Here is a 20485-nt window from a genome sequence, read left to right on the forward strand (position 1 = left end):
CGATGGGAGTGCCGGTGGGGCCGGCGGAGTCGGTCGGGCCGGTGGGGTCGGTTCAGCGGCCGAGCAGGCCCTGGGCGGCGGCCCGGTTGACGTTGGTCAGGCCCCGGACCAGCTGCGCGCTGACGAACACCAGCACCACCCCGAGCAGCGAGAATCCGGCGATCTGCCACGCGCCCTCGATGTCGTAGACGTGCCGGACGTGGTGGCTGTCGGTGTAGTCGAACACCCGGTACCCGTGCCAGTCGGTGTAGGTCGGGAAGACCCAGTGGTAGGCCGGGTAGAACACCATCGCCCAGCCGAGCACCAGGAACACCAGCGTCATGGTGAAGCTGAAGATCGCCCAGGGGAACATCACCACCTGGTGCAGCGCGGCCTTCCAGCCCGCCCCGTCCGCCAGCCGCGCGGTGATCGCGCCCCAGCTGCCCGGACGGACCTGGCGCACCGGCTTCGGGCCGGGGACGTCCAGGGCCAGCATGCCGCGCGCCCGGGCCCGCTCCAGCCGGCCGAAGCCGCGGCCGGCGGTGGTCAGGCCGGCCAGCACGGGCAGGCCCAGGACGGTGACGAAGGTGCCGAGGCCCAGGCAGAACAGGGTGATCGCCACGGTGAAGCCGGCGATCGCCACCGGCAGGCCGCTGAGCACGTAGCCGATCTCGCGGTAGTAGTGCGCGGAGAACGGTGCCCGCCAGAAGGCCGGCGGCTGCTCGGTGCGGTGCGCCCGGTCGCGGTGCGGGTCGTCGCCGTGACCGTCCAGGACGTCCCACTCCTGGTCCAGCGTGCTTCGGCTGCTGCTCATGTCCCGGCCCCCGGCCCTTCGTTCCGACTGTCGTGCGCGTTCCCTGACGACGTCCAGTCTGGTCGAACCGCAGGTTGCGGGGGATCCGGAGGCCTGGCGGATCGGGGGTGGGGTTAACCCCCGCTCCCCGGCTCCCGCCCTCGGCCGCCGTCCCCGTGCCCGTTCCCGTTCCCGTTCCCGTTCCCGTGCCCGTTCCCGTTCCCGTTCCCGTGCCACCGGCCGTCCGGGCCCGGCCACTCGTCGGCGAGCAGCGCGTAGTGGTACGAGTCGGACCAGACGCCGTCCTTGAACTGGTCGTGCCGCGCCCGCCCCTCCAGCCGGAACCCCAGCTTGGTCAGCACCCTGGCGGAGGCGGCGTTGTGCACGTCGACCCGGGCCGCCAGCCGGTGCAGGTCCAGGGTGCGGAAGGCGAAGTCGCAGAGCAGGGCGGTGATCTCGCCCGCGTAGCCGTGGCCCCAGTGGTCGCGGGCGAGGACGTAGCCGAGGTCGGCGGCTCGGTGCGTGCCGAGGGTGAGCGAGGCGAGCCCGATCGGCGGCGCGTCCTGCGGGTCCCGCGCGCCGTCGAGCCTGGTCACGGCGAGCCGGTAGGTGTCCCGCTCCTCGGCCATCGCCTGCTCCAGGTAGAGCTCGATCTGGTCGGCGCAGGACTCGCGGTCGCGCGGCCCGAACGGCAGGTAGCGGGTGACCTCCGGGTCGCCGAACAGCGCGTGCAGCGCGTCCACGTCGCCCTCGGTGTGGTGGTACTCGCGCATGGCCAGCCGGGGGCCGGTGAGTCGTACGGGGACCATGGCTGCCGACCCTACCGGCCCCCGGCGACTACCGTTCGGACTATGAACGACGAAGACCTGCGGCTCGCCCCGCGCACCAGGGCCGCCGACCTGCTCGCCTGGGCGGCCGAGCAGGGCCGCACGCCGGTGGCCGAGGAGCCGCTGCGCGCGGTGCTGGCGCTGCTGGAGCTGGGCGAGGGCAGGATGCACGACGGCTGGCCCGAACTGACCTCCGGCGCGGTGGAGCACCTGCTGTACGAACGGCTCCACCTGTACGTCCAACCCGCGCCCGAGGAGGACCCGCTCGCGTACGGCGACGCCGTCCGGCTGCTGGTCGACCACCAGCGGGCGGCCCGCCGGCTCAACGCCAAGCGCCAGGAGCGGCTGCACGCGGAGGCCGAGTGGCAGGGCGAGCTCGCGGCCGGGCTGCTGCGCCGCGCCGACCTGATCACCTGGCCCCGGCTTTACGCGGTGCTGCTGCACGCGCACGGGGTGGACGTCGCGGACGCGGCGGCGGTGCGGGACTGGCTGGCCGGCTTCGCCGGACTCGCCGAGGAGGACCGGCTGGCCGCCTTCGAGGCGCTGGCACCGGCCGGCTGGCTGGACGAGCCCGACGAGCTGGGCTGGGGCCCCGGCCGGGTGCTGTCGGTCGGCATGGCCACGGACGGCGCGCGCCGGCTGCTGGAGCAGGGGCTGATGCGGCGCAGCTACCGCAACCTGGCCGAGCTGACCGCGCTCGGGCGGCCGATGCCGGACGAACTGGCCGGGGACTTCGGGCAGTTCGAGGAGGCGGCGGTCGACGCGGCGCTCGACCTGTTCGGCGAGTGGACGGTGCCGGGGCTGCCGCGGCTGCTGGTCGAGGAGTTCCCGGGGCTGGCGCCGGAGCCGGGCCCGGAGGAGATCGAGGCGTACCTGGCGCAGCTGCCCGCGGAGGACGACGGGACGGCGCCGGCCGCGGAGGGCTGAGGACGACCGCGAAGAGCCCCCGGCCGCCGCGAGCACTCGATGCGGCGGCCGGGGGCTCTCGGGTGTCCGTTACGGGTTGAGGCCGCGCTGCTGGAGCCAGGGCTCCGGGTCGACCGGGGCGCCGCCGCCGGGGCGGACCTCCAGGTGCAGGTGCGGGCCGGTGACGTTGCCGGTCGCCCCGACCTTGCCGATCTGCTGGCCGGAGGTGACCTTGCCGGAGCCCTTGATGATCGAGGAGAGGTGGCAGTACCAGATCTCGGTGCCGTCGGGCAGGGTCTCGACGATCCGGTAGCCGTACGAGCCGGACCAGCCGGCCGAGGTGATGGTGCCCTGGCCGAGCGCGAGCACCGGGGTGCCGGTGTCGGCGGCGAAGTCCAGGCCGGTGTGCAGGTTGGCCCAGTAGCGGGCGCTCTGGCCGTAGTGGGCGGAGAGTCGGTAGTCCTGCACCGGGAGGGTGAGCGCGGCGGCGCGCTTGGCCTCCGCCTCCTCGGCGGCGCGCTTGGCCTCCGCCTCCTTGGCGGCGGCCTTGGCCTCGGCCTCCTGCGCGGCCTGCACCCGGGCGCCCTCCTCGGCGGCGGTGCGCTGGCTGTCGGCCTGCTGCTGGATGCGGGCGGCGAGCGCGAGGCCGGGGTCGGCGGCGAGGGCGACCGGAGCGTCGTCCGGGGCCTCGATGGCGGGGGCGGCGGCCGGGGTGGCCGAGGCGAAACCGGTGGCGCCCAGGGTGGCGGCGACGGCGGTGACGCCGAGCAGCGGGGAGGCTCCGCGCGTCTGACGCGGCATCCGGTGGCGGTTGGTGTCGGCCTCGGGGCCGAAGGCCTCAAGCCCGTCCGCACCGGGGTGGTCGAGGAGCCGGGTACCGGCTGCGGGGCCGGCCGGGTGTGCCGGGGTGTGCGTCGACGCCACGGAGGCGCGCTCCTTTCCTTCCTTCGCGCCTACCGGGTTAGCTGACGGGTTCGGAGCAGGAAGGTCTCCTACGGCCGGGCCGGAGCCCCGCCGATTCACCCCAAGGAACGTGGTTCCCCGGCTCCCTGACCTGCCCGGAGGCCGGCCGGCGGGATTAGGCGACGGCGCACGGTGCCGTCTGGGTACGGCGTTGACGACCGCGCTGCGTTATCAAACGTTAATCCTAGGACGCTCCGATTCCAAGCCATCCGTCCTCGACCACCCCGGAGCAGGTGATCGGACGTCAACGAACGACCCCTCATCCGAGCACCCCATCTGAGTACTCCTACTCATGTGCGGCCCGACCCGGCGGCCGCATCCTGACGCCATGAGCGCACCGATGCAGAACCGCACGACGGCCGCCTACTACATCCAGGCCGTCCTCTCCTTCGCCCTGTCGGGCGTCTCCCTCGCCGTCGGGATCGCCTACCTGCCGGTCGGCGGGTGGACCCGGGCGTTCCTCGGGATCGGCCTCCTCTACACCGTCACCTCCGCGTTCACCCTGGCGAAGGTGATCCGGGACCGGCACGAGTCGAACGAGATCGTCAGCCGGGTCGACCAGGCCCGGCTGGAGAAGCTGCTCGCCGAGCACGACCCGTTCCGGGTCGAGGGCACCTGAGCCCCCTCCCCGCTTCCACCCCGTCTCCGTCCGGACCCTTGACGGCTAAGGCTATTAGCCTTAGCTTTATGGCTATCGGCAGCACCGCCGAGACCCCGCAGCGGCGGACCGAGGAGGCCCACCATGAACGCCACCAGCACCCCGGACACCCAGTACCTGACCGTCCCCGGCGGCCGCATCGCCTACGACGACACCCGGCAGGGCGAGGACGTCGCCGGCGACGGCACCCCCGTCGTCCTGCTCCCCGGAATGCTCGACAGCCGCACCGCGTACCGGCACCTGCGCCCGCTGCTCGTCGCCGCCGGCCACCGCGTCATCACCATGGACCTGCGCGGCTTCGGCGAGTCCTCCATCGCCTGGGACGACTACGGCCCCGCCGCCCTCGCCGACGACGTCCTCGCCCTGCTCGACCACCTCGGCATCCGGCGCGCCGTCCTCGCCGGGAACTCGTACACCGGCGCCACCGTCGTCAAGGTCGCCGGGGACGCACCCGACCGGGTCGCCGGGATCGTCCTCATCGACGCCTTCGTCGAGAACCCGCCGCCCGGCGCCCTGATGCGCGGCGTGCTCGGCCTGATGGGCGTGGCACTCGTCCACTGGCCCGCCTTCTGGGGCTTCTACCTGCGCCGGATGGCCTTCCCCGGCGCCAAGCCCGCCGACTTCGACGCGTACGTGAACGGGCTCGTCGCCGCCCTGCGCACCCCCGGCCGCAAGACCGCCACCCGCGGCTACGCCACCGGGGACTCCTCGCCCGCCGGCTGGACCGCCGCCGTCCGCTGCCCGGCGCTCGTCGTCATGGGCAGCAAGGACCCCGACTTCCCGAAGCCCGAACTCGTCGCCGACCGGCAGGTCGCGGCACTGGGCGCGCGGAAGGCGATGATCGAAGGGTCCGGGCACTACCCGATGGCCGACAACCCGCAGGCCACCGCGGACGCCCTGCTGCCCTTCCTCGCCGAACTCGCCTGACCGCCGCCCGGCCCCGCGCCGCGCGCCCGGCCCCGCCCGCTTCCGTACGGAGACCGAACCATGCCCCGCGTAGGACTGACCCCCGACCAGGTCGTCGACCACGCCCTCGCCCTCATCGACGAACAGGGCGCCGAAGCCCTCACCCTGGCCGCCGTCGCCGCCCGGGCCGGAGTCGCCACCCCCTCCCTCTACAAGCACGTCAGCGGCGGCCTCGCCGAACTGCGGCGGCTCATCGCCGTCCGGGTCACCGAGGAGCTCGCCGACCGCCTCGCGGACGCCGCGGTCGGCCGCAGCGGGGACGACGCCGTCGCCGCCGTGCTGCGCGGCTACCACGCGTACGCCACCGAACGCCCGCACCGCTACAACGCCCTCCCCCAGGCCCCGCAGCCCGACGACGACCTGGCCCGGGCCGCCACCCGGCTCGTCGGCGTGATCATCGCCGTCCTGCGGGAGTACGGACTCGACGGCTCCGAGGCCGTCCACGCCGCCCGCCTGGTCCGCTCCCTCGCGCACGGCTTCGCCTCCCTCACCACCGCCGGCGCCTTCCAGCTCGCCGAGGACCTCACCACCACCCAGGACCGCCTCATCACCACCCTCACCACCGGCCTCCGCAGCTGGCCCGTCTGACGGGCCCGGCAGCGGGAGCCGGCCCCGCCGCGGGGTGCGGCCGGGGGTGACGGTGGTGCCGGTGGGGCGGTTCGGTCCGCAGTCACCGTCCGGGGAAATGGGGTATTAAGAATCAGTGCCCCCCTCCGAGGACGAGAACCGGACACCGGACCACGACCGGACACCGGACCAGGACCGGACACCGGACCAGAGCCGGACACCGGACCAGAGCCGGACACCGGACCAGAGCCGGACACCGCTCAGCAGTCCGACCACCCGCGGTGCGATGCGCTGCGTGCGCCTGCTGCTCGGCTGCACCAGCGCCGCCGAGCTGCTGGGCACCGTCCTGGCCGAGGGGCCGAGCTGGATCACCGGCGAGGGTTCGGCGCTCTACCTGCTGGATTCCGCCGGGATGCTCCGGCTGACCGCCTCGCACGGGCTGCCGGACTGGGCGCACGAGCGCTACGGCGTGGTCGATCCGGCCGGTGAGCTGCCCGCCGCGATGGCGCTGCGGCTGCGCCGCCCGTACCTGCTGAGCCCGGAGCACACCAGCCTCGACTACCCGAACCGGAACGCCGGCATGGGCACCGGGATGGTCGCCGTGATCACCCTGCCGATGGTCGTGGACGGGCGGCCGGTGGGGGTGCTCGCGCTGGCGCTGGCCCACCGGGGGACCGTGCCGCGGCGGGACCTGGACGTCCTGGAGACGGTCGCCGACGCCTGCGCGCACCGGCTCGCCCACCTGCTGGACCACGCGGACGCCCGGCTGCCGCGGGACGCCCGGTCGCCGTACGGCGTCCGGACGGCCGGTGGCCCGGCGTCGGAGGGCGTGGACGGCCGGCCCGCCGGGCTGGCGCACCCGCTGCTCTCGCTCGCGGTGCGGGCCGCCGGGCACGGGGCCTTCGAGCGGGACCTGGTCACCGGGGAGAGCTACTGGGACGCCGAGGCGTTCCGGGTGGCCGGGCGGCCGGTCGCCCCGGACGGCGCCGCCCCCGAGCTGGACCGGCTGGTCCACCCCGAGGACCTGCCGGACGTGCAGGCGGCGCTGGCCGAGGCGCTGGCCGCCGGCGGGCGCTACCGGATCGGCTACCGGGTGCTGCGCCACGGCGGCGGGGTCGCGCGGGTGGAGGAGTCCGGCGAGGTGATGCTGGACGTGCACGGGCGGCCGGTGCGGATCGCGGGGCTGCTCGCGGACGTCGGCCACCGGGCGCGGCCGCCGGACGGTGCGGGGAGCCCGCCGGGGGACGGGGGTCGTACGCCCGCCACCGCCCGGACGGCGCTGCTGCTGGCGCTCACCCGGGCGCTGTCGCGGGCGGTGACCGTCCGGGACGTCACGACCGCGGTCACCGATGTCGTCCGCCCGGCCCTCGGCGCGGCCGGCATCGTCCTGGACCTCGTGGAGGAGGGCCGGCTGCTGCCCGTCTCGCACACCGTGTACGGGGGGCCGCGCCGCACCGAGCTCACCCGGCTGGCGGACCTGTCCGAGGACGTGATGCAGCGGTCGCTGACGCGTTCGGCCCCGCTGTTCAGCGAGCCGTCCGCCGCCCGGGCCCGGCGCGATCCGCTCGCCCCGGCGGCCTGGGCGGTGCTGCCGCTGGTCGCCTCCGGGCAGCAGGTCGGCTCCTGCCTGATCACCTTCACGGCCGAGCGGGCGTTCAGCCGTGAGGACCGCACCCTGTACTCGGCGTTCGCCGGGATCCTGGCGCAGTCCCTGGAGCGGGCCCGGCTGTACGACACCCACCACCACCGGGCGACGGAGCTGCAGCGGGCGATGCTGCCGCGCACCCTGCCGCGGCTGCCGGGGATCGCGAGCGCGGCCCGCTACCTGCCGAGCACCGAGGGCATGCAGATCGGCGGTGACTGGTACGACCTGCTGCGGCTGCCGGACGGCCGGATCGGGCTGGTGATCGGTGACGTCCAGGGCCACAACGCCGAGGCGACCGCGGTGATGGGCCAGCTGCGCAGCGGGCTGCGGGCGTACGCGACGGACGGGCACGACCCGGCCGCGACGCTGACCCGCACCAGCCGGCTGCTGGCCGAGCTGGACACCGAGCTGTTCGCGACCTGCCTCTACCTGACCCTGGACCCGGCCGAGGGCGTGCTGACGGCGGCCCGGGCGGGGCACCCGGCGCCGGTGCGGATCACGGCGGGCGCCCGGGCGGTGGAGCTGGACCTGCCGGGCGGGCCGCCGCTGGGCGTGGACCCGGAGCAGCCGTACCCGCTGGCGGTGGACCGGCTGGCGGTCGACGAGACGCTGCTGGCGTACACCGACGGGCTGGTCGAGGACCGCGAGGAGGACTACGACGAGTCGGTGCAGCGGATGCTCGGCGGGCTGGAGCTGTGGGCCCGGCAGACCGGGCCGGGGCAGATCGGGCCGGCGCCCGCGCTGGAGCGGCTGGCGGACCTGCTGACCCTGAACGTGACCGAGCGGCGGTCGCGGCCGGACGACGTGGCGCTGCTGCTCCTGCACCGGATGTCGCCACTTCCGTAACACCTTGCGCACATGTCTCACACATGTCGAGGTGGGATCCGGCCATCAGGTGTGCCCGAACCCTGGAACCACCGGCCGGGCGACGGCGATCCGAACCCCTGCCAGGTGCGGTGATCGAGGGCGAACGAGTCCGGATTGAGGCCGGATTGACTGGATATTGACGAGATCCGGTCACCTGGCGAGATCCGTTCACACCTTCGTAGGATCATCACCCTAGAATTCGCGGCGTGACGATGACTCAGTGGTCCGTAACGGCAACCGGCGTACTCGCCGTCCTCGCCCTCGTGGCCGCCGCGCGGTACCGCGCCGTGTCCGTCACCCAACGCCGCCGGGCCGACGGCCTCCAGCGCGAGCTGCACCTCGCGGGCGAGCGGATCCTGCACGAACAGAGCCGCCGCGGCGCCGAACTCGCCGCCGTCCAGCAGGAACAGGAGCTCACCGCCTCCACCCAGCGGGCCTTCCTCAGCGTCGCCCGCCGGATCCTGGTGATGGCCCACGACCAGCAGGCGCTGCTGGACGAGATGGAACGCACCCACGACGACCCGGCGCTGCTGGAAGGCCTGCTCAAGGCCGACCACGCGGCGGCCCAACAGGCCCGGCTGGCCCAGACCCTGGCCGTGCTGTGCGGCGCGCGGGCCGGGAGGCACTGGCCGGAGCCGGTCACCCTGGAGGACGTCGTCCGCGGCGCCCAGTCGCGCATCCTGCCGTTCCAGCGGGTGGTCGTCCGCAGCCGGATCGAGACCGCGGTGGTCGGCGCCGCCGCCGAGGCGCTGATCCACGCGATCGCCGAACTGCTGGACAACGCCACCCGCTACTCCCCGCCCAGCACCCAGGTCTTCGTCACCCTGATGCCGGTGCACAACGGCGCCGTCATCGAGATCGACGACGGCGGCGTCGGCATGCCCGAGCAGGCCGTCGCCAAGGCCGCCTCCGCACTCGCCGGCGGCAGCAGCCTGGAGGTCTCCCGGCTGGGCGAGGTCCCGCAGCTGGGCCTGGCCGCCGTCGGCCGGCTCGCCGAGCAGTACGGCTTCCGGGTCACCCTCAGCTCGGCGCCCTCACCGTACGGCGGTGTGCGCGTGGTCGTCCTGCTGCCGAACGCGCTGCTCACCGAGCCGCTGCCGCCCACCGTCCCCGGCCTCGGGCCCGACGACCGGGCGTTCACCCCCGATCCCCGGCCGGTCTCCCCCGCCGGTCACCCCCTGGTGGAGACCCCGCCACCCGGCCCGGCCCCGGTCAGCGGCACCACCCCGCCGCCGCTGCCCCGCCGCAGCCACCGGCGCGACCGCGCCGACCGCCCCGCCCAGCACGCCGCTCCCCCGCCGCAGCCCGTCCCGCCGTACCGCTCGGCCCAGGACGCGCAGGCGTTCATGGCGATGTTCCAGGCCGGGACCGCCAGTGGCCGGTCGGCCGCCCGGGCCCGCACCCAGACGCCGCCCGGCACCCCTTGACGCCTCCCCCTCGCTTCCCCCGTCTCCCCCGACTTCCCCAGCGCTCCGGAGAGTTCCATGACCACCACCCCTGATCTCGGCTGGCTGCTCGCCGACATCATCGCCGTCCCGCAGGTGCAGCACGCCGTCGTCGTCTCCAACGACGGCCTGGAGATCGGCCGCAGCACCGGCATCCCGCGCGAGGACGCCGAACGGCTCGCCGCCGCCTGCTCCGGTCTGCAGTCGCTGGCCCGCGGCGTCGCGACGGGCTTCGGCGGACCGGGCAGTGCCACCCGCCAGATCATCATCGAGTACGGCGGCGGCTACCTCTTCATCGTCGCCGCCGGCGCCGGGGCGCACCTGGCGGTGGTGACCGGCGAGGCGGTGGACGCCGGCCTGGTCGCCTACCAGATGCAGGTCCTCGTCGAGCGGATCGGAACCCACCTCACCAGCCCGCCGCGCGTCGATCACGCGGCGGGGGGCCACCGGTGAGCGGGCCGGTCCGGCCGTACGTCATCACGGGTGGCCGCAGCCGCTCCACCCGGACCGAGCTGGCCGTCGAGAGCCTGGTCAGCGCGTTACCCGGCCCGCCGCAACTGCCCGAGCACGACCTGCTGAACCGGGAACACCGGCGCATCCTCGGGCTCTGCCACAGCCTGCTGTCCATCGCCGAGGTGGCGGCCCACCTGGGGCTGCCGCTCGGCGTCGTCAAGGTGCTGGTCGGGGACCTGTGGGACCTCGGCGCCGTGCAGGTGCTCCCGCCCGTCCCGCAGGCCGAACGCCTGCCCGCAACCCTCCTGGAAGAGGTGCTCGTTGGCCTCCGCCAACTCCGCTGAAGCCCCCGCCGAGGCCCCCGGGGCCGCCGGTTCCGCCGCCGGGCCGCAGTACCTGCCGTCCTCGGTGCAGGGCGCGGTCAAGATCCTGGTCACCGGACCGTTCGGGGTCGGCAAGACCACCCTGGTCGGGTCGTTGAGCGAGATCACCCCGCTGCGCACCGAGGAGACCATGACGGCCGCGAGCAGCGGCGTCGACGACCTCACCGGGCGCGGCGACAAGACGACCACCACGGTCGCGCTGGACTTCGGCCGGATCACGCTCAACTCCCGGCTCGCGCTGTACCTGTTCGGCACGCCCGGGCAGCAGCGGTTCTGGCCGCTCTGGGACGACCTGTCGCGCGGCGCGCTCGGCGCCATCGCCATGGTCGACCTGCGCCGCCCGGACGAGAGCTTCGACGTCCTCGGCCGCCTGGAGGAGCAGCGCATCCCGTTCGCGGTGGCGGTCAACACCTTCCCGGACACCCCGAGTTACCCGGAGGAGGAGTTGCGCTCGGCGCTGGACCTGCTGCCGGACGTACCGATCCTGTTCTGCGACGCGCGCGACCGGCGGCAGTCGTACGACCTGCTGATCGACTTCGTCGACCATCTGCACCGCAACTCGATCCTGGAGCTGCAGGGATGACCGCCCCCGAACCCGGCGCCGCCCCCGGCTGCCCGGTCGCGCACGGCGCCGGCCTGACCGGCGGCCTGACCGGCGGCCTGCCGGGCGGCCTGCCCGTCGGCGTACCGCTGACCCCGCTGTACGGACCGGCCGTCGCCGAGGACCCGCACGGCCTGTACGCCCGGCTGCGCGAACGCCACGGCCCGGTCGCGCCGATCGAGCTGGAGCCCGGGGTCGAGGCCTGGCTCGTCCTCGGCTACGCCGAGATGCTCGAACTCACCCGCAACGAGGCGCTGTTCTCCAAGGACTCGCGCCGCTGGCGGGTGCCCGCCGAGGGCCGGCTGTCCGCCGAGTCCCGGCTGCTCACGATGACCTCCTGGCGGCCGACCCTGCTCAACCTGGACGGGGCCGAGCACCAGCGGCTGCGCTCCGCCGTCTCGGACACCCTCGCCCAGATCGACCACCACCAGCTGCGCGAGACCACCGAGGCCGCCGCCAACGGCCTGATCGACAGCTGGGGGCCGGACGGCACCGCCGACCTGATCGCCCGGTACGCCCGGCAGCTGCCCCTGCTGGTCTTCACCCAGCTGGTCGGCCTCCCCGTCGAGGCCGGGCCCCGGCTGGTCCAGCTGATCAGCCACTTCGTGGACAGCAGCGCGGAGTCCCAGCGGGCCGGCGCCGAGTTCCAGGGGATCCTGGTCGACCTGGTCCGGCGCCGCCGGACCGCGCCCAGCGCCGACCTCACCTCCTGGCTGCTCGCCCACCCGGCCGGGCTGACCGACGAGGAGGCGGTGCACCACCTGGTGGTGCTGCTGGTCGCGGGCAACGAGACCTCGATCAACTGGACCGGCAACACCCTGCGGCTGCTGCTCACCGACCGGCGCTTCCGGGCCACCCTCACCGGCGGCCGGCTCACCGTCTCGGACGCGCTGGAGGAGGTGCTCTGGCGCGACCCGCCGACGCAGAACTTCCCCGGCCGCTGGGCCACCGGCGACACCGTGCTCGGCGGCCAGTACATCAGCGCCGGCGACATGCTGGTCCTCGGCCTGGCCGCGGCCAACGCCGACCCGGCCGCCCAGGGCGTCTCGGCCGCCGCCCAGGGCTCGCTCGGCGGCAACCGGGCCCACCTCGCCTGGGGCGCGGGCCGGCACGTCTGCCCGGCCCAGCAGCCGGCCCGGATCATCGTCGAGACCGCCGTCGAGACCCTGCTGCACCGCCTGCCGGACCTCCAACTCGCCGTCCCGCCGGGCGAACTGACCTGGCGGCCGTCCCCGTGGTCACGGGCCCTGACCGCCCTGCCGGTGCTCTACAGCGCCTTCACCCCGCCCCGCCCGCCAGCCCCCGAGAGGCCCGCATGGACACCGCCGTCGACTCCGCAGGAGCCCGCCCCGAACCCGTCAGACTCGACCCCTTCGGAGGCGACCAGCACGGAGAGAACGCCCGGCTCCGAGCGGCCGGCCCCGCGGTCCTGGTGGAGCTCCCTGGCGGGGTGGTGGTCTGGGCGATAACCCACCACGACACCCTCCAGGCGCTGCTGGCCGACCCCCGCGTCGGCAAGAACGCCCGGCTGTGGACGACCTTCCGGGAGGGGCGGCTCCCGGAGGGCTGGCCGCTGACCAACTTCATCGCCGTCCCCGGCATGGTCACCGCCGACGGCGAGGACCACCGGCGGCTGCGCGGACTGGTCTCCCAGGCCTTCACCCCGCGCCGGATCGCCGACCTGGCCCCCGCGATCGAGGCCAGGGCCGTCGCGCTGCTCGACGAGGTCGCCGAGCTCGACGGCGAGTTCGACCTCCGCGAGCACTTCGCCTACCCGCTGCCGATGCAGGTGATCGGCGAACTGCTCGGCCTCGCCCTGGAACAGCAGGACGAGCTGCACGCGCTCTCCGACACCCTGGTCTCCAGTTCGGCCACCCCGGCCGCGGCCGTCGCCGCGCAGCGGGACCTGAACGCGCTGCTGGCCTCGGTGGTGGCCGCCAAGCGGGCCCGGCCCGGCGACGACCTGACCACCGCGCTGATCGCCGCCCAGGAGTCCGGCCACGACCCCGGCCAGCAGCGGCTCAGCGACGCCGAGCTGGTCGGCACCCTGCTGCTGATGCTGGTCGCCGGCCACGAGACCACGCTCAACCTGATCACCAACGCCGTCCGCGCCCTGCTCGCCCACCCGGACCAGCTGCGGCTCGTCCTGGACGGCGCGCAGCCGTGGTCGGCGGTGGTCGAGGAGACGCTGCGCTACGACTCACCGGTCGGCCAGTTCCCGCTGCGCTACGCGATCGAGGACATCGAGGTCGGCGACGTGGTGATCCGGCGCGGCGAGGCCCTGCTGGCCTCGTACGCGGCGGCCGGCCGCGACGGCGGACACCACCCCGACGCCGACCGCTTCGACCTCACCCGGCAGCCCAACCGGCACCTGTCGCTCGGCCACGGCCCGCACTTCTGCCTCGGCTCCGGGCTCGCCCGGCTGGAGGCCGAGACGGCGCTGCGGCACCTGTTCACGCGCTTCCCAGGGCTGGCCCTCGCCGAGGGGCGGACGAACGAGCCGATCGCGTCCTTCGTCAGCAACAGCGTGCGGACCCTGTGGGTGACCGTCGGACCCGGCCGGTGACCTGAGGGCGGCCGGGTCGTTCGGCAGTGCATGACGAACCACGGCACGCGTGGCACGCACGGCACGCACCGCACGAACGAAGGCGCGAGGAGCCACGGCATGAAGAACCACGGCATGAAGAAGCTCGCCACCCTGGCCGCCCTCACCATGGCGGGCCTCGCCCTCGCCGCCCCGGCCGCCTCCGCCACCACCCAGACGGCGGCCTCGCCGGACGCCACCGGCGGCCTGACCGACGGGCTCAACCTCTCCCCCGCCGACCTCGCCCTGCAGACCGCGGGCAAGCTCCCGGTGGTCGGGCACACCGCCAACGAGATCGAGGCCGTCGGCACCAACCAGATGAGCCACCCGGGGCTCAGCGGGCAGATCGGCTGACCGGGATGCGCACGCCGCTCGCCCTCGCCCTGGCCCTGGTGGCGTCGGCCGCGTCGGCCGCGTCGGCCGCGTCGGCCGCGCCCGCGGTCGCCGACGGGACCGCCCCGGCCCGCGGCTGGGGCCTCACCGCCGCCGCCGTCTGCTTCCAGGAGGTGGCGGTGGTGCCGGTGCTCGGCGGCTCGCTCGGCGACCACGTGGACGACTGCGGCAGGACCAACGCCATCGACCGCGCCCTCGGCTGAGCGCCCGGGCGGCCGGCCGACCCCCGTACGGCCGGCCGCCCGTGCGCCGGTGCGCCGGTGCCGCTCAGTCCGTGAAGAGCCCGTTGAGCTCCGGGTAGGTCAGCCCGCCGTCGAGGGCGGTGTACGTGCCGCTCGCGTAGACCTCCTCGGCGGCCCGGCGGACCGCCGCGTACGCGGCCTTGGCCAGGCCGGGGCCGAGGCTGATCCGGCCCACGCCGAGCTTCGCCAGTTCGGCGACCGACAGCGAGCCCGGGCCGGCCAGCACGTTCAGCGGCGCCGGGACGGCCGCGACCAGGGCGGCGACGGTCTCCGGGTCGGCCACGCCGGGGACGAACACGCCGTCCGCACCCGCCTCGACGTACGCCCGCAGCCGCTCGACCGCGTCGTCCAGCCGGCCCTCCGGGGCGCCGGTGCCCAGCAGGAACACGTCGGTGCGCCCGTTGACGAAGAGCGGGACACCGGCCGCGTCCGCCGCCGACCGCGCCGCCGCGATCCGCTCGGCGGCCTCCGCCACGGGGCGTCCGCCGTCCTCCAGATTGACCCCGACGGCACCGGTGGCGAGCAGCGCGGTGACGGTCTCGCCGACCCCGGCCGCGGTCGCCGCGTAGCCGTCCTCCAGGTCGGCGGTGACCGGCAGGTCCACCGACCGGACCACCCCGGCGGTCCGGGCCAGCACCTCCTCGCGGTCGACGCCGCCGCCGTCCGGACTGCCGAGCGACCAGCAGACGCTCGCGCTGGCCGTGGCCACCGCCCGCGCCCCGGCGGCCGCCACCAGGCGGGCGCTCGCCGCGTCCCACACGTTGGCGAGCACCAGCGGATCGCCCGGGCGGTGCAGTTCCCGGAGCAGCAGGGCCTTCTCCCGCAGCGAGGTCATGTCCGCGGCCCTCACTTCGCGGCCGGGCTCATGCGGGTGCTGACACCGATCCGGTTCCAGGCGTTGATGGTGGCGATCAGCGCCACCAGCTGGGCCAGCTCGGTCTCGTCGAACTGCTCGGCGGCCTCCGCCCACACCGCGTCCGGCACGTGGCCCTGGGTCAGCAGGGTCACCGACTCGGTGAGGGCGAGCGCGGCGCGCTCCCGGGCGGTGAACCAGGAGGTCTCGCGCCAGGCCGGGAGGGAGAGCAGCCGGTGCTCCCGCTCGCCCTGCGCGATCGCGTCGGTGGAGTGCATGTCGATGCAGTAGGCGCAGCCGTTGATCATCGAGGCGTGCAGCTTGACCAGCTCGACGACCACCGGGTCGAGGCCGTTCCTGGCGGCCTCGTCGGTGGCGGCCATCGCCCGGTAGAAGGCCGGGGCGAGCTTCGGCAGCACGATGCGCTGGGCCGGGGCGGGTACGGGCGCGCGGTTCGCCGCGTCGGTGGCCGGCACGGTCTCGTTCGTCGTCATGAGCGCCAGCCTAGGAGGGCGGTGGCCCGCCGTCCTGGTGCATTCGGCACCGGGTTCCTTGGGCCACTTCCGGTGTGCGAACAGCCGTGCGAGGATCACCGGGAGGACGAGGTCAGGGGGCCCAGGTCGTGTGCACGGCGTTCGTCAGCATCGAACCCGGGGCGGCGGTACCGGTGCTGCTGCTGTCCGTCCGGGACGAGTACCTCGGACGCGCCTGGCTGCCGCCGGACCACCACTGGCCGGACCGGCCCGGGCTGCTCGGCGGACTGGACCTCGCGGCCGGCGGCACCTGGCTGGCCGTCGACCCCGCCCGGCGCACCGCCGCCTGCCTGCTGAACGGCTTCGGCCCGCCCGCCCCCGCCGGCACCCGGCGCACCCGCGGCCACCTGCCGCTCACCGCCGTCACCGCGGGCGGGATCGACCACCTCGACCTCACCCCGTACGACCCCTTCCACCTCGTCCTGGCCCGGCCGGACGGCGCCACCGTCAGCAGCTGGGACGGCGGGCGCCTGGAGCGGCGCGAACTGCCCGCCGGCCTCAGCGTGGTGCTCAACGACGGGCTGGAGGGCCAGGCCGCCAACCGCTCCGCCTCCGAGCGGGTCAGCGCGCTGATGGCCGCCCGCGCCGACCACTTCCGGGCCCGCTTCACCGCCGCGCCCCGGCCCGAACCGACCGGCGACGCCCCGACCGCCCGGGCCTGGGGCGCCTGGCTGCCGATCGTCGCCGGGGACGGGCTGGCGCCGGACGCGGACGCGGCGCTGGTCCAGCGGCGGGACTTCGGCGACGGACGGATCTGGGGCTCCTCCTCGATCTCGCTGCTCGCGCTCGGGCCGGACCGGCTGCGGTACGACTTCGCGGCGGCTCCGGTGGCGGCGGACGGATCGGGCTGGCGGCGGGTGGCGACGGGCTGAGCCGGGCTCGGGCGCTGGGCGCCACGGAACCGGGCGGCGGAAAAGGACTTGAGCCTGACGCTGCGGGAGGCGGCATCGTGGCGTGCGCCGGACCAGAAGTCCCCGCCGAACCCGAACCCGAGCCCCGGGAGCCACCGTGCACCGTCTGCCCGCCGTCCTGACCGTCGCCCTGCCGCTGGTGGGCACCCCGCTCGCGGTGACCGCCGCCGTCCTGCTCGGCGACGCCGCGCACCGGGCCGTCCCGTCCGTCACCGTGCCGGCCGCCGTGGCCGGGGCGCTGGTCCACCACCTCGGCCTCGATGTCGGCCGGACGTACGGTCGGTGAACTTCTGGCGGCGGGACTGCCGGGCGTCTACATGCCCGTAGTAGCTTCGCGAGGGCCCCCGGATCGGACCGGCCGGCGACCCCCGAGCGAAGGTGCGCGATGTCCACCCTGACCTACCCGGAAGCGATAGGCGTCGGCCTGCTGCAGGGAGTGACGGAACTCTTCCCGGTCTCCAGCCTCGGCCACAGCATCCTGCTGCCCGCCCTGATCGGCGGGAAGATCCAGCACGACCTCGACATGACCGCCGAGGGCTCCTCCTACCTCGCCGCCCTGGTCGCCCTGCACCTGGCCACCGCGCTCGCGCTGGTCGTCTACTTCCGGAAGGACTGGGTCCGGGTCGCCGAGGGCCTGGTCAGCTCGATCCGCCACCGCCGGGTGGAGACCCGCAACGAGCGGCTCACCTGGCTGCTCATCCTCTCCACCATCCCGGTCGGCGTAGCCGGCCTGGTCCTGGAGAAGGCCCTGCGCAACGCGCTCGGCAAGCCCGTCCCCGCCGCCGTCTTCCTCGCCCTCAACGGGCTGGTGCTGCTCGGCGCCGAACGGCTCAAGCGCGGCGGCAGCGGCCGCCGCCGGGCCGGGCACGGACACGCCGCGCCCGTCGACGAGCCGGGCCTGGACCCGGCGATCGCCTCCGACCAGCGGCTCACCAGGCTGAGCTTCGTCCAGGGCGCCTGGATCGGCGCCGCGCAGATCCTCGCCCTGTTCCCGGGCATCAGCCGCTCCGGCGTCACCATGAGCGCCGGCATCCTGCGCGGACTCCACCACGAGGACGCCGCCCGGTTCTCCTTCCTGCTCGCCACCCCGGTCATCCTGGCCGCCTCGGCGCTGAAGGTCCCCGAGCTGTTCAAGCCGGAGAACTCCGCCGTGCTCGGCCCGGTGGCCGCGGGCAGCGTCGCCGCCTTCGCCGCCGGGTACGTCTCGGTGCGGTTCCTCACCAAGTACTTCGAGACCCGCAGCCTGACGCCGTTCGCGGTCTACTGCTTCCTGGCCGGCGTCGGCAGCGCGGTCTACCTGTCGGTCTGAGCCCCGTCGGTCTGAGCCTCGTCGGTCTCGGCCCTGTCGGTCCGGGCCGGCACGGCGCCCCGGAACTCGCTCAGGACGCGGGCGAGTTCGGCCGGACGGGAGAACATCGGCCAGTGCCCGGTGTCCAGCTCCACCAGCCGCCAGTGCCCGTCCGCGACCAGCCGGGCGACCCCGGGCGGCGGCTCCGGCCAGTCCAGCAGGCACTTCACGTACACCGTCGGGAGCGCGCTCAACGGGCCCGCCAGGACGGCCGGTTCGGTCAGCGAGGCGCCCGGGTGCGGGGTGGCCCGCTCGGCGATCCGGGCGATCTGCCCGGCCGACAGCCCCTGCCCGGCGAAGTCGGCGGGCGGCAGCGGCTGCCACCAGCCCCCGTGGGCGGCGAGGTCCGCCCGCAGCCCGGCCGGCTCCGGTATCTGGTCGGCGAAGGACTCCCCCGCCACCGGCACGTTGGCGTCCACCAGGACCAGCCCGGCCAGCCGGTCGCCGATCCGCTCGGCGGCCTGGCCGACCGGGATGCCCGAGTAGCTGTGCCCCACCAGCACGACGTCCCGCAGGTCGCGCTCCACCACCTCGGCCACCACGTCCGCGACGTGCGTCTGCTGCCCGGCGGGTGCCGAGCCCTTCTCCGCGAGCCCGGAGAGCGTCAGCGGGTACGCTCCGTGCCCGGCCGCGCGCAGCTCCGACACGACCTCGTCCCAAGCCCACGAGCCGAGCCACGCGCCCGCCACCAGTACAAAGTTCGCCATGGGCGGCACCGTAGCGTGCGGGTCCGACAGCGGCCCGGGAAACTACGGCGAACAACACGTGGAGGAAACATGGTGGAAGCGTCGAACCCGTCGTATCCGTCGAGCCCGCCGAACGGGTCGAACGGGTCGAGGCCGCTGGAGGGGAAGGCGGCGGTCGTCACCGGCGGCTCGCGGGGCATCGGGCGGGCCGTCGTCCGCCGACTGGCGCGCGACGGCGCGGACGTCGTCCTCGCCTACGCCCGCGACGAGGAGGCCGCCGAGGAGACGGTCCGCGCCGTGGCGGCCGAGGGCGGCCGCGCCTGGGCCCTGCGGGCCGACCTCGGCGAACCGGGCGCCGCCGAACGGCTGATGGCCGAGGCGGAGGAACGGCTCGGCGGGCTGGACGTCCTGGTGAACAACGCCGCCAAGTCCTTCGTCCCCACCCCGCTCGCCGAGCTCGACGACGCGGCCCTCGACGGCGTCCTCGCGGTCAACACCCGCTCCGTCTTCACCACCGTCCGCTACGCCGCCCGCCGGATGCGCGACGGCGGACGGATCGTCAACATCTCCACCGCGAACACCGTCCGGCCCGTCCCCGGCATCGCCGCGTACGCCGCCAGCAAGGGCGCCGTCGAACAGCTCACCGCCGTCGCCGCCGTCGAACTCGGCCCGCGCGGGATCACCGTCAACACCGTCTCCCCCGGCGCCACCGACACCGACCTGCTGCGCGGCACCAACCCGCCCGAGGCCCTCACCCGCGTCGCCGGCCTCACCCCGCTGCGCCGCCTCGGCCGGCCCGAGGACATCGCCGACGTCATCGCCTTCCTGGCCGGCCCGGACGGCCGCTGGATCACCGGCCAGAACCTCCGCGCCACCGGCGGCCTGGCCTGAGGACCCGCCCGGGTCCGCCCGGCGGGCTGCCGGACGGACCCGGGACGGGCGGGGCCGCTCAGGCCGTGAGGCCCAGCGCGGCCAGCCGGGTCGGGTCGGTGAGGATGTTCATCTCGGTGATCCGGCCCTCGTGGATGGTGAACGACATGACCGACAGCGGACGGCCGTCGGCGAACGACACCACCCCGGGCGAGCCGTTGACCAGGACCGTCCGGCCCTCCTTGGCGTACCGGGCGAAGACGATCGCCTGCGAGGCGACGTCGCCCGCGCCCCGGCGCAGCACGCTCGGCACCAGCGTGCCGCCGTCGGAACGCGCCACCACGTCCGGGTCCAGCACCGTCAGCAGGGCGTCGAAGTCACCCGCCCGGGAAGCCGTCAGGAACGCCTCCACCACCTCGCGCTTGCGGGCGTCGTCCGCGTCCCCGGCCGGGGTCGCGCCCTGCACCCGGCGGCGGGCACGGCTGGCCAGCTGCCGGGTCGAGGCCGAGGTGCGGCCGAGCACCTCGGCGATCCCGTCGAAGGGCACCTCGAACATGTCGTGCAGCACGAACGCCACCCGCTCGGCCGGCGACAGCGTCTCCAGGACCACCATCAGCGCGATCCCCACCGAGTCGGCGACCAGGATCTCGTGCACCGGGTCCAACGCCGCCAGCCCGCTCACCACCGGGTCCGGCAGCCGTACCTGTCCGTCCTGCTCGGGCAGCGGGTCCTCCCGCCGGGAGGCGCGGGAACGCAGCTGGTCCAGGCAGATCCGGCCGACCACCGTCGTGAGCCACGCCCCGAGGTTGCGCACCTCGCTCACGTCGCTGCGGCTCAGCTTCAGCCAGGCCTCCTGGACGGCGTCCTCGGCCTCCGCGATCGACCCCAGCATACGGTAGGCCACCGACCGCAGTTGCGGCCGCTCGGTCTCGAACCGCCCTGCCAGTCCGGTCAGTTCGGCCGAAGAAACTTCCTCGCTCACCCTGTCACATCCTCGCGTCGGGATCCGTCG

Annotated in this window: 24 protein-coding genes and 1 riboswitch; of the genes, 17 read left to right on the forward strand and 7 right to left on the reverse strand. The window is 74.9% G+C overall.

Annotated features, from left to right (window positions below; translation table 11 throughout):
* Positions 1-52: 52 nt before the first annotated feature.
* A complete protein-coding gene (locus ACYP53_RS07170; RefSeq protein ID WP_459646934.1) occupies positions 53-793 on the reverse strand; it encodes a sensor domain-containing protein in 741 nt (246 codons plus the stop codon).
* A gap of 113 nt (positions 794-906) precedes the next feature.
* Complete coding sequence (locus ACYP53_RS07175; RefSeq protein WP_459646935.1) at positions 907-1581, reverse strand: GNAT family N-acetyltransferase; 675 nt, start codon at positions 1579-1581, stop codon at positions 907-909.
* A gap of 42 nt (positions 1582-1623) precedes the next feature.
* Between ACYP53_RS07175 and ACYP53_RS07180 the strand changes: the two genes are divergently transcribed.
* Positions 1624-2526, forward strand: a complete 903-nt coding sequence (locus tag ACYP53_RS07180; protein WP_459646936.1) for a hypothetical protein — start codon at positions 1624-1626, stop codon at positions 2524-2526.
* A 69-nt stretch (positions 2527-2595) separates the two neighbouring features.
* Here the strand turns inward: ACYP53_RS07180 and ACYP53_RS07185 are convergent, their stop codons facing one another.
* On the reverse strand, positions 2596-3429 hold the full coding sequence (locus tag ACYP53_RS07185; protein WP_308437516.1) for a M23 family metallopeptidase: 834 nt from the start codon (positions 3427-3429) through the stop codon (positions 2596-2598).
* A gap of 12 nt (positions 3430-3441) precedes the next feature.
* Positions 3442-3600: riboswitch (cyclic di-AMP (ydaO/yuaA leader) on the reverse strand.
* 196 nt (positions 3601-3796) lie between these two features.
* Here ACYP53_RS07185 and ACYP53_RS07190 point away from each other — a divergent pair.
* From ACYP53_RS07190 to ACYP53_RS07245, 12 genes are all read left to right on the forward strand, one after another.
* Positions 3797-4087, forward strand: coding sequence for a YiaA/YiaB family inner membrane protein (locus ACYP53_RS07190; RefSeq protein WP_189913494.1), 291 nt, complete (start codon positions 3797-3799; stop codon positions 4085-4087).
* Positions 4088-4210: 123 nt separating this feature from the next.
* Positions 4211-5053: an alpha/beta fold hydrolase gene (locus ACYP53_RS07195; RefSeq protein ID WP_189913493.1), complete on the forward strand. Its 843-nt coding sequence runs from the start codon at positions 4211-4213 to the stop codon at positions 5051-5053.
* A gap of 60 nt (positions 5054-5113) precedes the next feature.
* Positions 5114-5680, forward strand: a complete 567-nt coding sequence (locus ACYP53_RS07200) for a TetR/AcrR family transcriptional regulator (protein ID WP_189913492.1) — start codon at positions 5114-5116, stop codon at positions 5678-5680.
* 115 nt (positions 5681-5795) lie between these two features.
* Positions 5796-8150 carry a SpoIIE family protein phosphatase gene (locus tag ACYP53_RS07205; protein ID WP_459646937.1) on the forward strand — a complete coding sequence of 785 codons (2355 nt, stop codon included), beginning with the start codon at positions 5796-5798 and terminating at the stop codon, positions 8148-8150.
* A gap of 233 nt (positions 8151-8383) precedes the next feature.
* Positions 8384-9598: an ATP-binding protein gene (locus ACYP53_RS07210; RefSeq protein WP_229928268.1), complete on the forward strand. Its 1215-nt coding sequence runs from the start codon at positions 8384-8386 to the stop codon at positions 9596-9598.
* Positions 9599-9655: 57 nt separating this feature from the next.
* Positions 9656-10069 (forward strand): roadblock/LC7 domain-containing protein, encoded by a 414-nt coding sequence (locus ACYP53_RS07215; protein WP_189913489.1) that lies wholly within the window; start codon positions 9656-9658, stop codon positions 10067-10069.
* Positions 10066-10413: a DUF742 domain-containing protein gene (locus tag ACYP53_RS07220; RefSeq protein ID WP_189913488.1), complete on the forward strand. Its 348-nt coding sequence runs from the start codon at positions 10066-10068 to the stop codon at positions 10411-10413. The genes ACYP53_RS07215 and ACYP53_RS07220 overlap by 4 nt, the downstream gene beginning before the upstream one ends.
* Positions 10391-11035 (forward strand): GTP-binding protein, encoded by a 645-nt coding sequence (locus ACYP53_RS07225; protein WP_189913487.1) that lies wholly within the window; start codon positions 10391-10393, stop codon positions 11033-11035. The genes ACYP53_RS07220 and ACYP53_RS07225 overlap by 23 nt, the downstream gene beginning before the upstream one ends.
* Complete coding sequence (locus ACYP53_RS07230) at positions 11032-12522, forward strand: cytochrome P450 (protein ID WP_459646938.1); 1491 nt, start codon at positions 11032-11034, stop codon at positions 12520-12522. Before ACYP53_RS07225 ends, ACYP53_RS07230 begins: the two co-directional genes overlap by 4 nt.
* The gene (locus ACYP53_RS07235; RefSeq protein ID WP_459646939.1) at positions 12486-13619 is read left to right on the forward strand and encodes a cytochrome P450 family protein; all 1134 of its coding nucleotides are present in this window, start codon (positions 12486-12488) and stop codon (positions 13617-13619) included. The genes ACYP53_RS07230 and ACYP53_RS07235 overlap by 37 nt, the downstream gene beginning before the upstream one ends.
* A 99-nt stretch (positions 13620-13718) precedes the next feature.
* Positions 13719-13991 (forward strand): hypothetical protein, encoded by a 273-nt coding sequence (locus ACYP53_RS07240; protein WP_189913485.1) that lies wholly within the window; start codon positions 13719-13721, stop codon positions 13989-13991.
* Between the two features lie 5 nt (positions 13992-13996).
* On the forward strand, positions 13997-14233 hold the full coding sequence (locus ACYP53_RS07245; protein WP_459646940.1) for a hypothetical protein: 237 nt from the start codon (positions 13997-13999) through the stop codon (positions 14231-14233).
* A 64-nt stretch (positions 14234-14297) separates the two neighbouring features.
* Here ACYP53_RS07245 and ACYP53_RS07250 read toward each other — a convergent pair whose 3' ends face one another.
* Positions 14298-15107, reverse strand: coding sequence for an isocitrate lyase/PEP mutase family protein (locus tag ACYP53_RS07250; protein ID WP_189913483.1), 810 nt, complete (start codon positions 15105-15107; stop codon positions 14298-14300).
* Between the two features lie 11 nt (positions 15108-15118).
* Positions 15119-15619 (reverse strand): carboxymuconolactone decarboxylase family protein, encoded by a 501-nt coding sequence (locus ACYP53_RS07255; protein WP_189913482.1) that lies wholly within the window; start codon positions 15617-15619, stop codon positions 15119-15121.
* A gap of 128 nt (positions 15620-15747) precedes the next feature.
* On the opposite strand from ACYP53_RS07255, the gene ACYP53_RS07260 reads away from it, so the two are divergent.
* The 3 genes from ACYP53_RS07260 (at position 15748) to ACYP53_RS07270 (ending at position 17878) form a co-directional block, all read left to right on the forward strand.
* Positions 15748-16530, forward strand: coding sequence for an NRDE family protein (locus ACYP53_RS07260; RefSeq protein ID WP_189913481.1), 783 nt, complete (start codon positions 15748-15750; stop codon positions 16528-16530).
* A 136-nt stretch (positions 16531-16666) separates the two neighbouring features.
* Positions 16667-16855 (forward strand): hypothetical protein, encoded by a 189-nt coding sequence (locus ACYP53_RS07265; protein ID WP_189913480.1) that lies wholly within the window; start codon positions 16667-16669, stop codon positions 16853-16855.
* A 99-nt stretch (positions 16856-16954) separates the two neighbouring features.
* Entirely contained in the window at positions 16955-17878 is a 924-nt protein-coding gene (locus ACYP53_RS07270) for an undecaprenyl-diphosphate phosphatase (RefSeq protein WP_189913479.1), read from the forward strand.
* Here ACYP53_RS07270 and ACYP53_RS07275 read toward each other — a convergent pair.
* The gene (locus ACYP53_RS07275) at positions 17863-18624 is read right to left on the reverse strand and encodes an alpha/beta fold hydrolase (RefSeq protein WP_459646941.1); all 762 of its coding nucleotides are present in this window, start codon (positions 18622-18624) and stop codon (positions 17863-17865) included. The genes ACYP53_RS07270 and ACYP53_RS07275 overlap by 16 nt on opposite strands.
* Positions 18625-18696: 72 nt before the next feature.
* Between ACYP53_RS07275 and ACYP53_RS07280 the strand changes: the two genes are divergently transcribed.
* Entirely contained in the window at positions 18697-19494 is a 798-nt protein-coding gene (locus tag ACYP53_RS07280) for a glucose 1-dehydrogenase (RefSeq protein ID WP_373313670.1), read from the forward strand.
* A gap of 58 nt (positions 19495-19552) precedes the next feature.
* Here ACYP53_RS07280 and sigJ read toward each other — a convergent pair whose 3' ends face one another.
* Positions 19553-20455 (reverse strand): RNA polymerase sigma factor SigJ, encoded by a 903-nt coding sequence (sigJ, locus tag ACYP53_RS07285; RefSeq protein ID WP_459646942.1) that lies wholly within the window; start codon positions 20453-20455, stop codon positions 19553-19555.
* Positions 20456-20485 lie beyond the last annotated feature (30 nt).

Source organism: Kitasatospora sp. Ki12, from assembly GCF_054601375.1.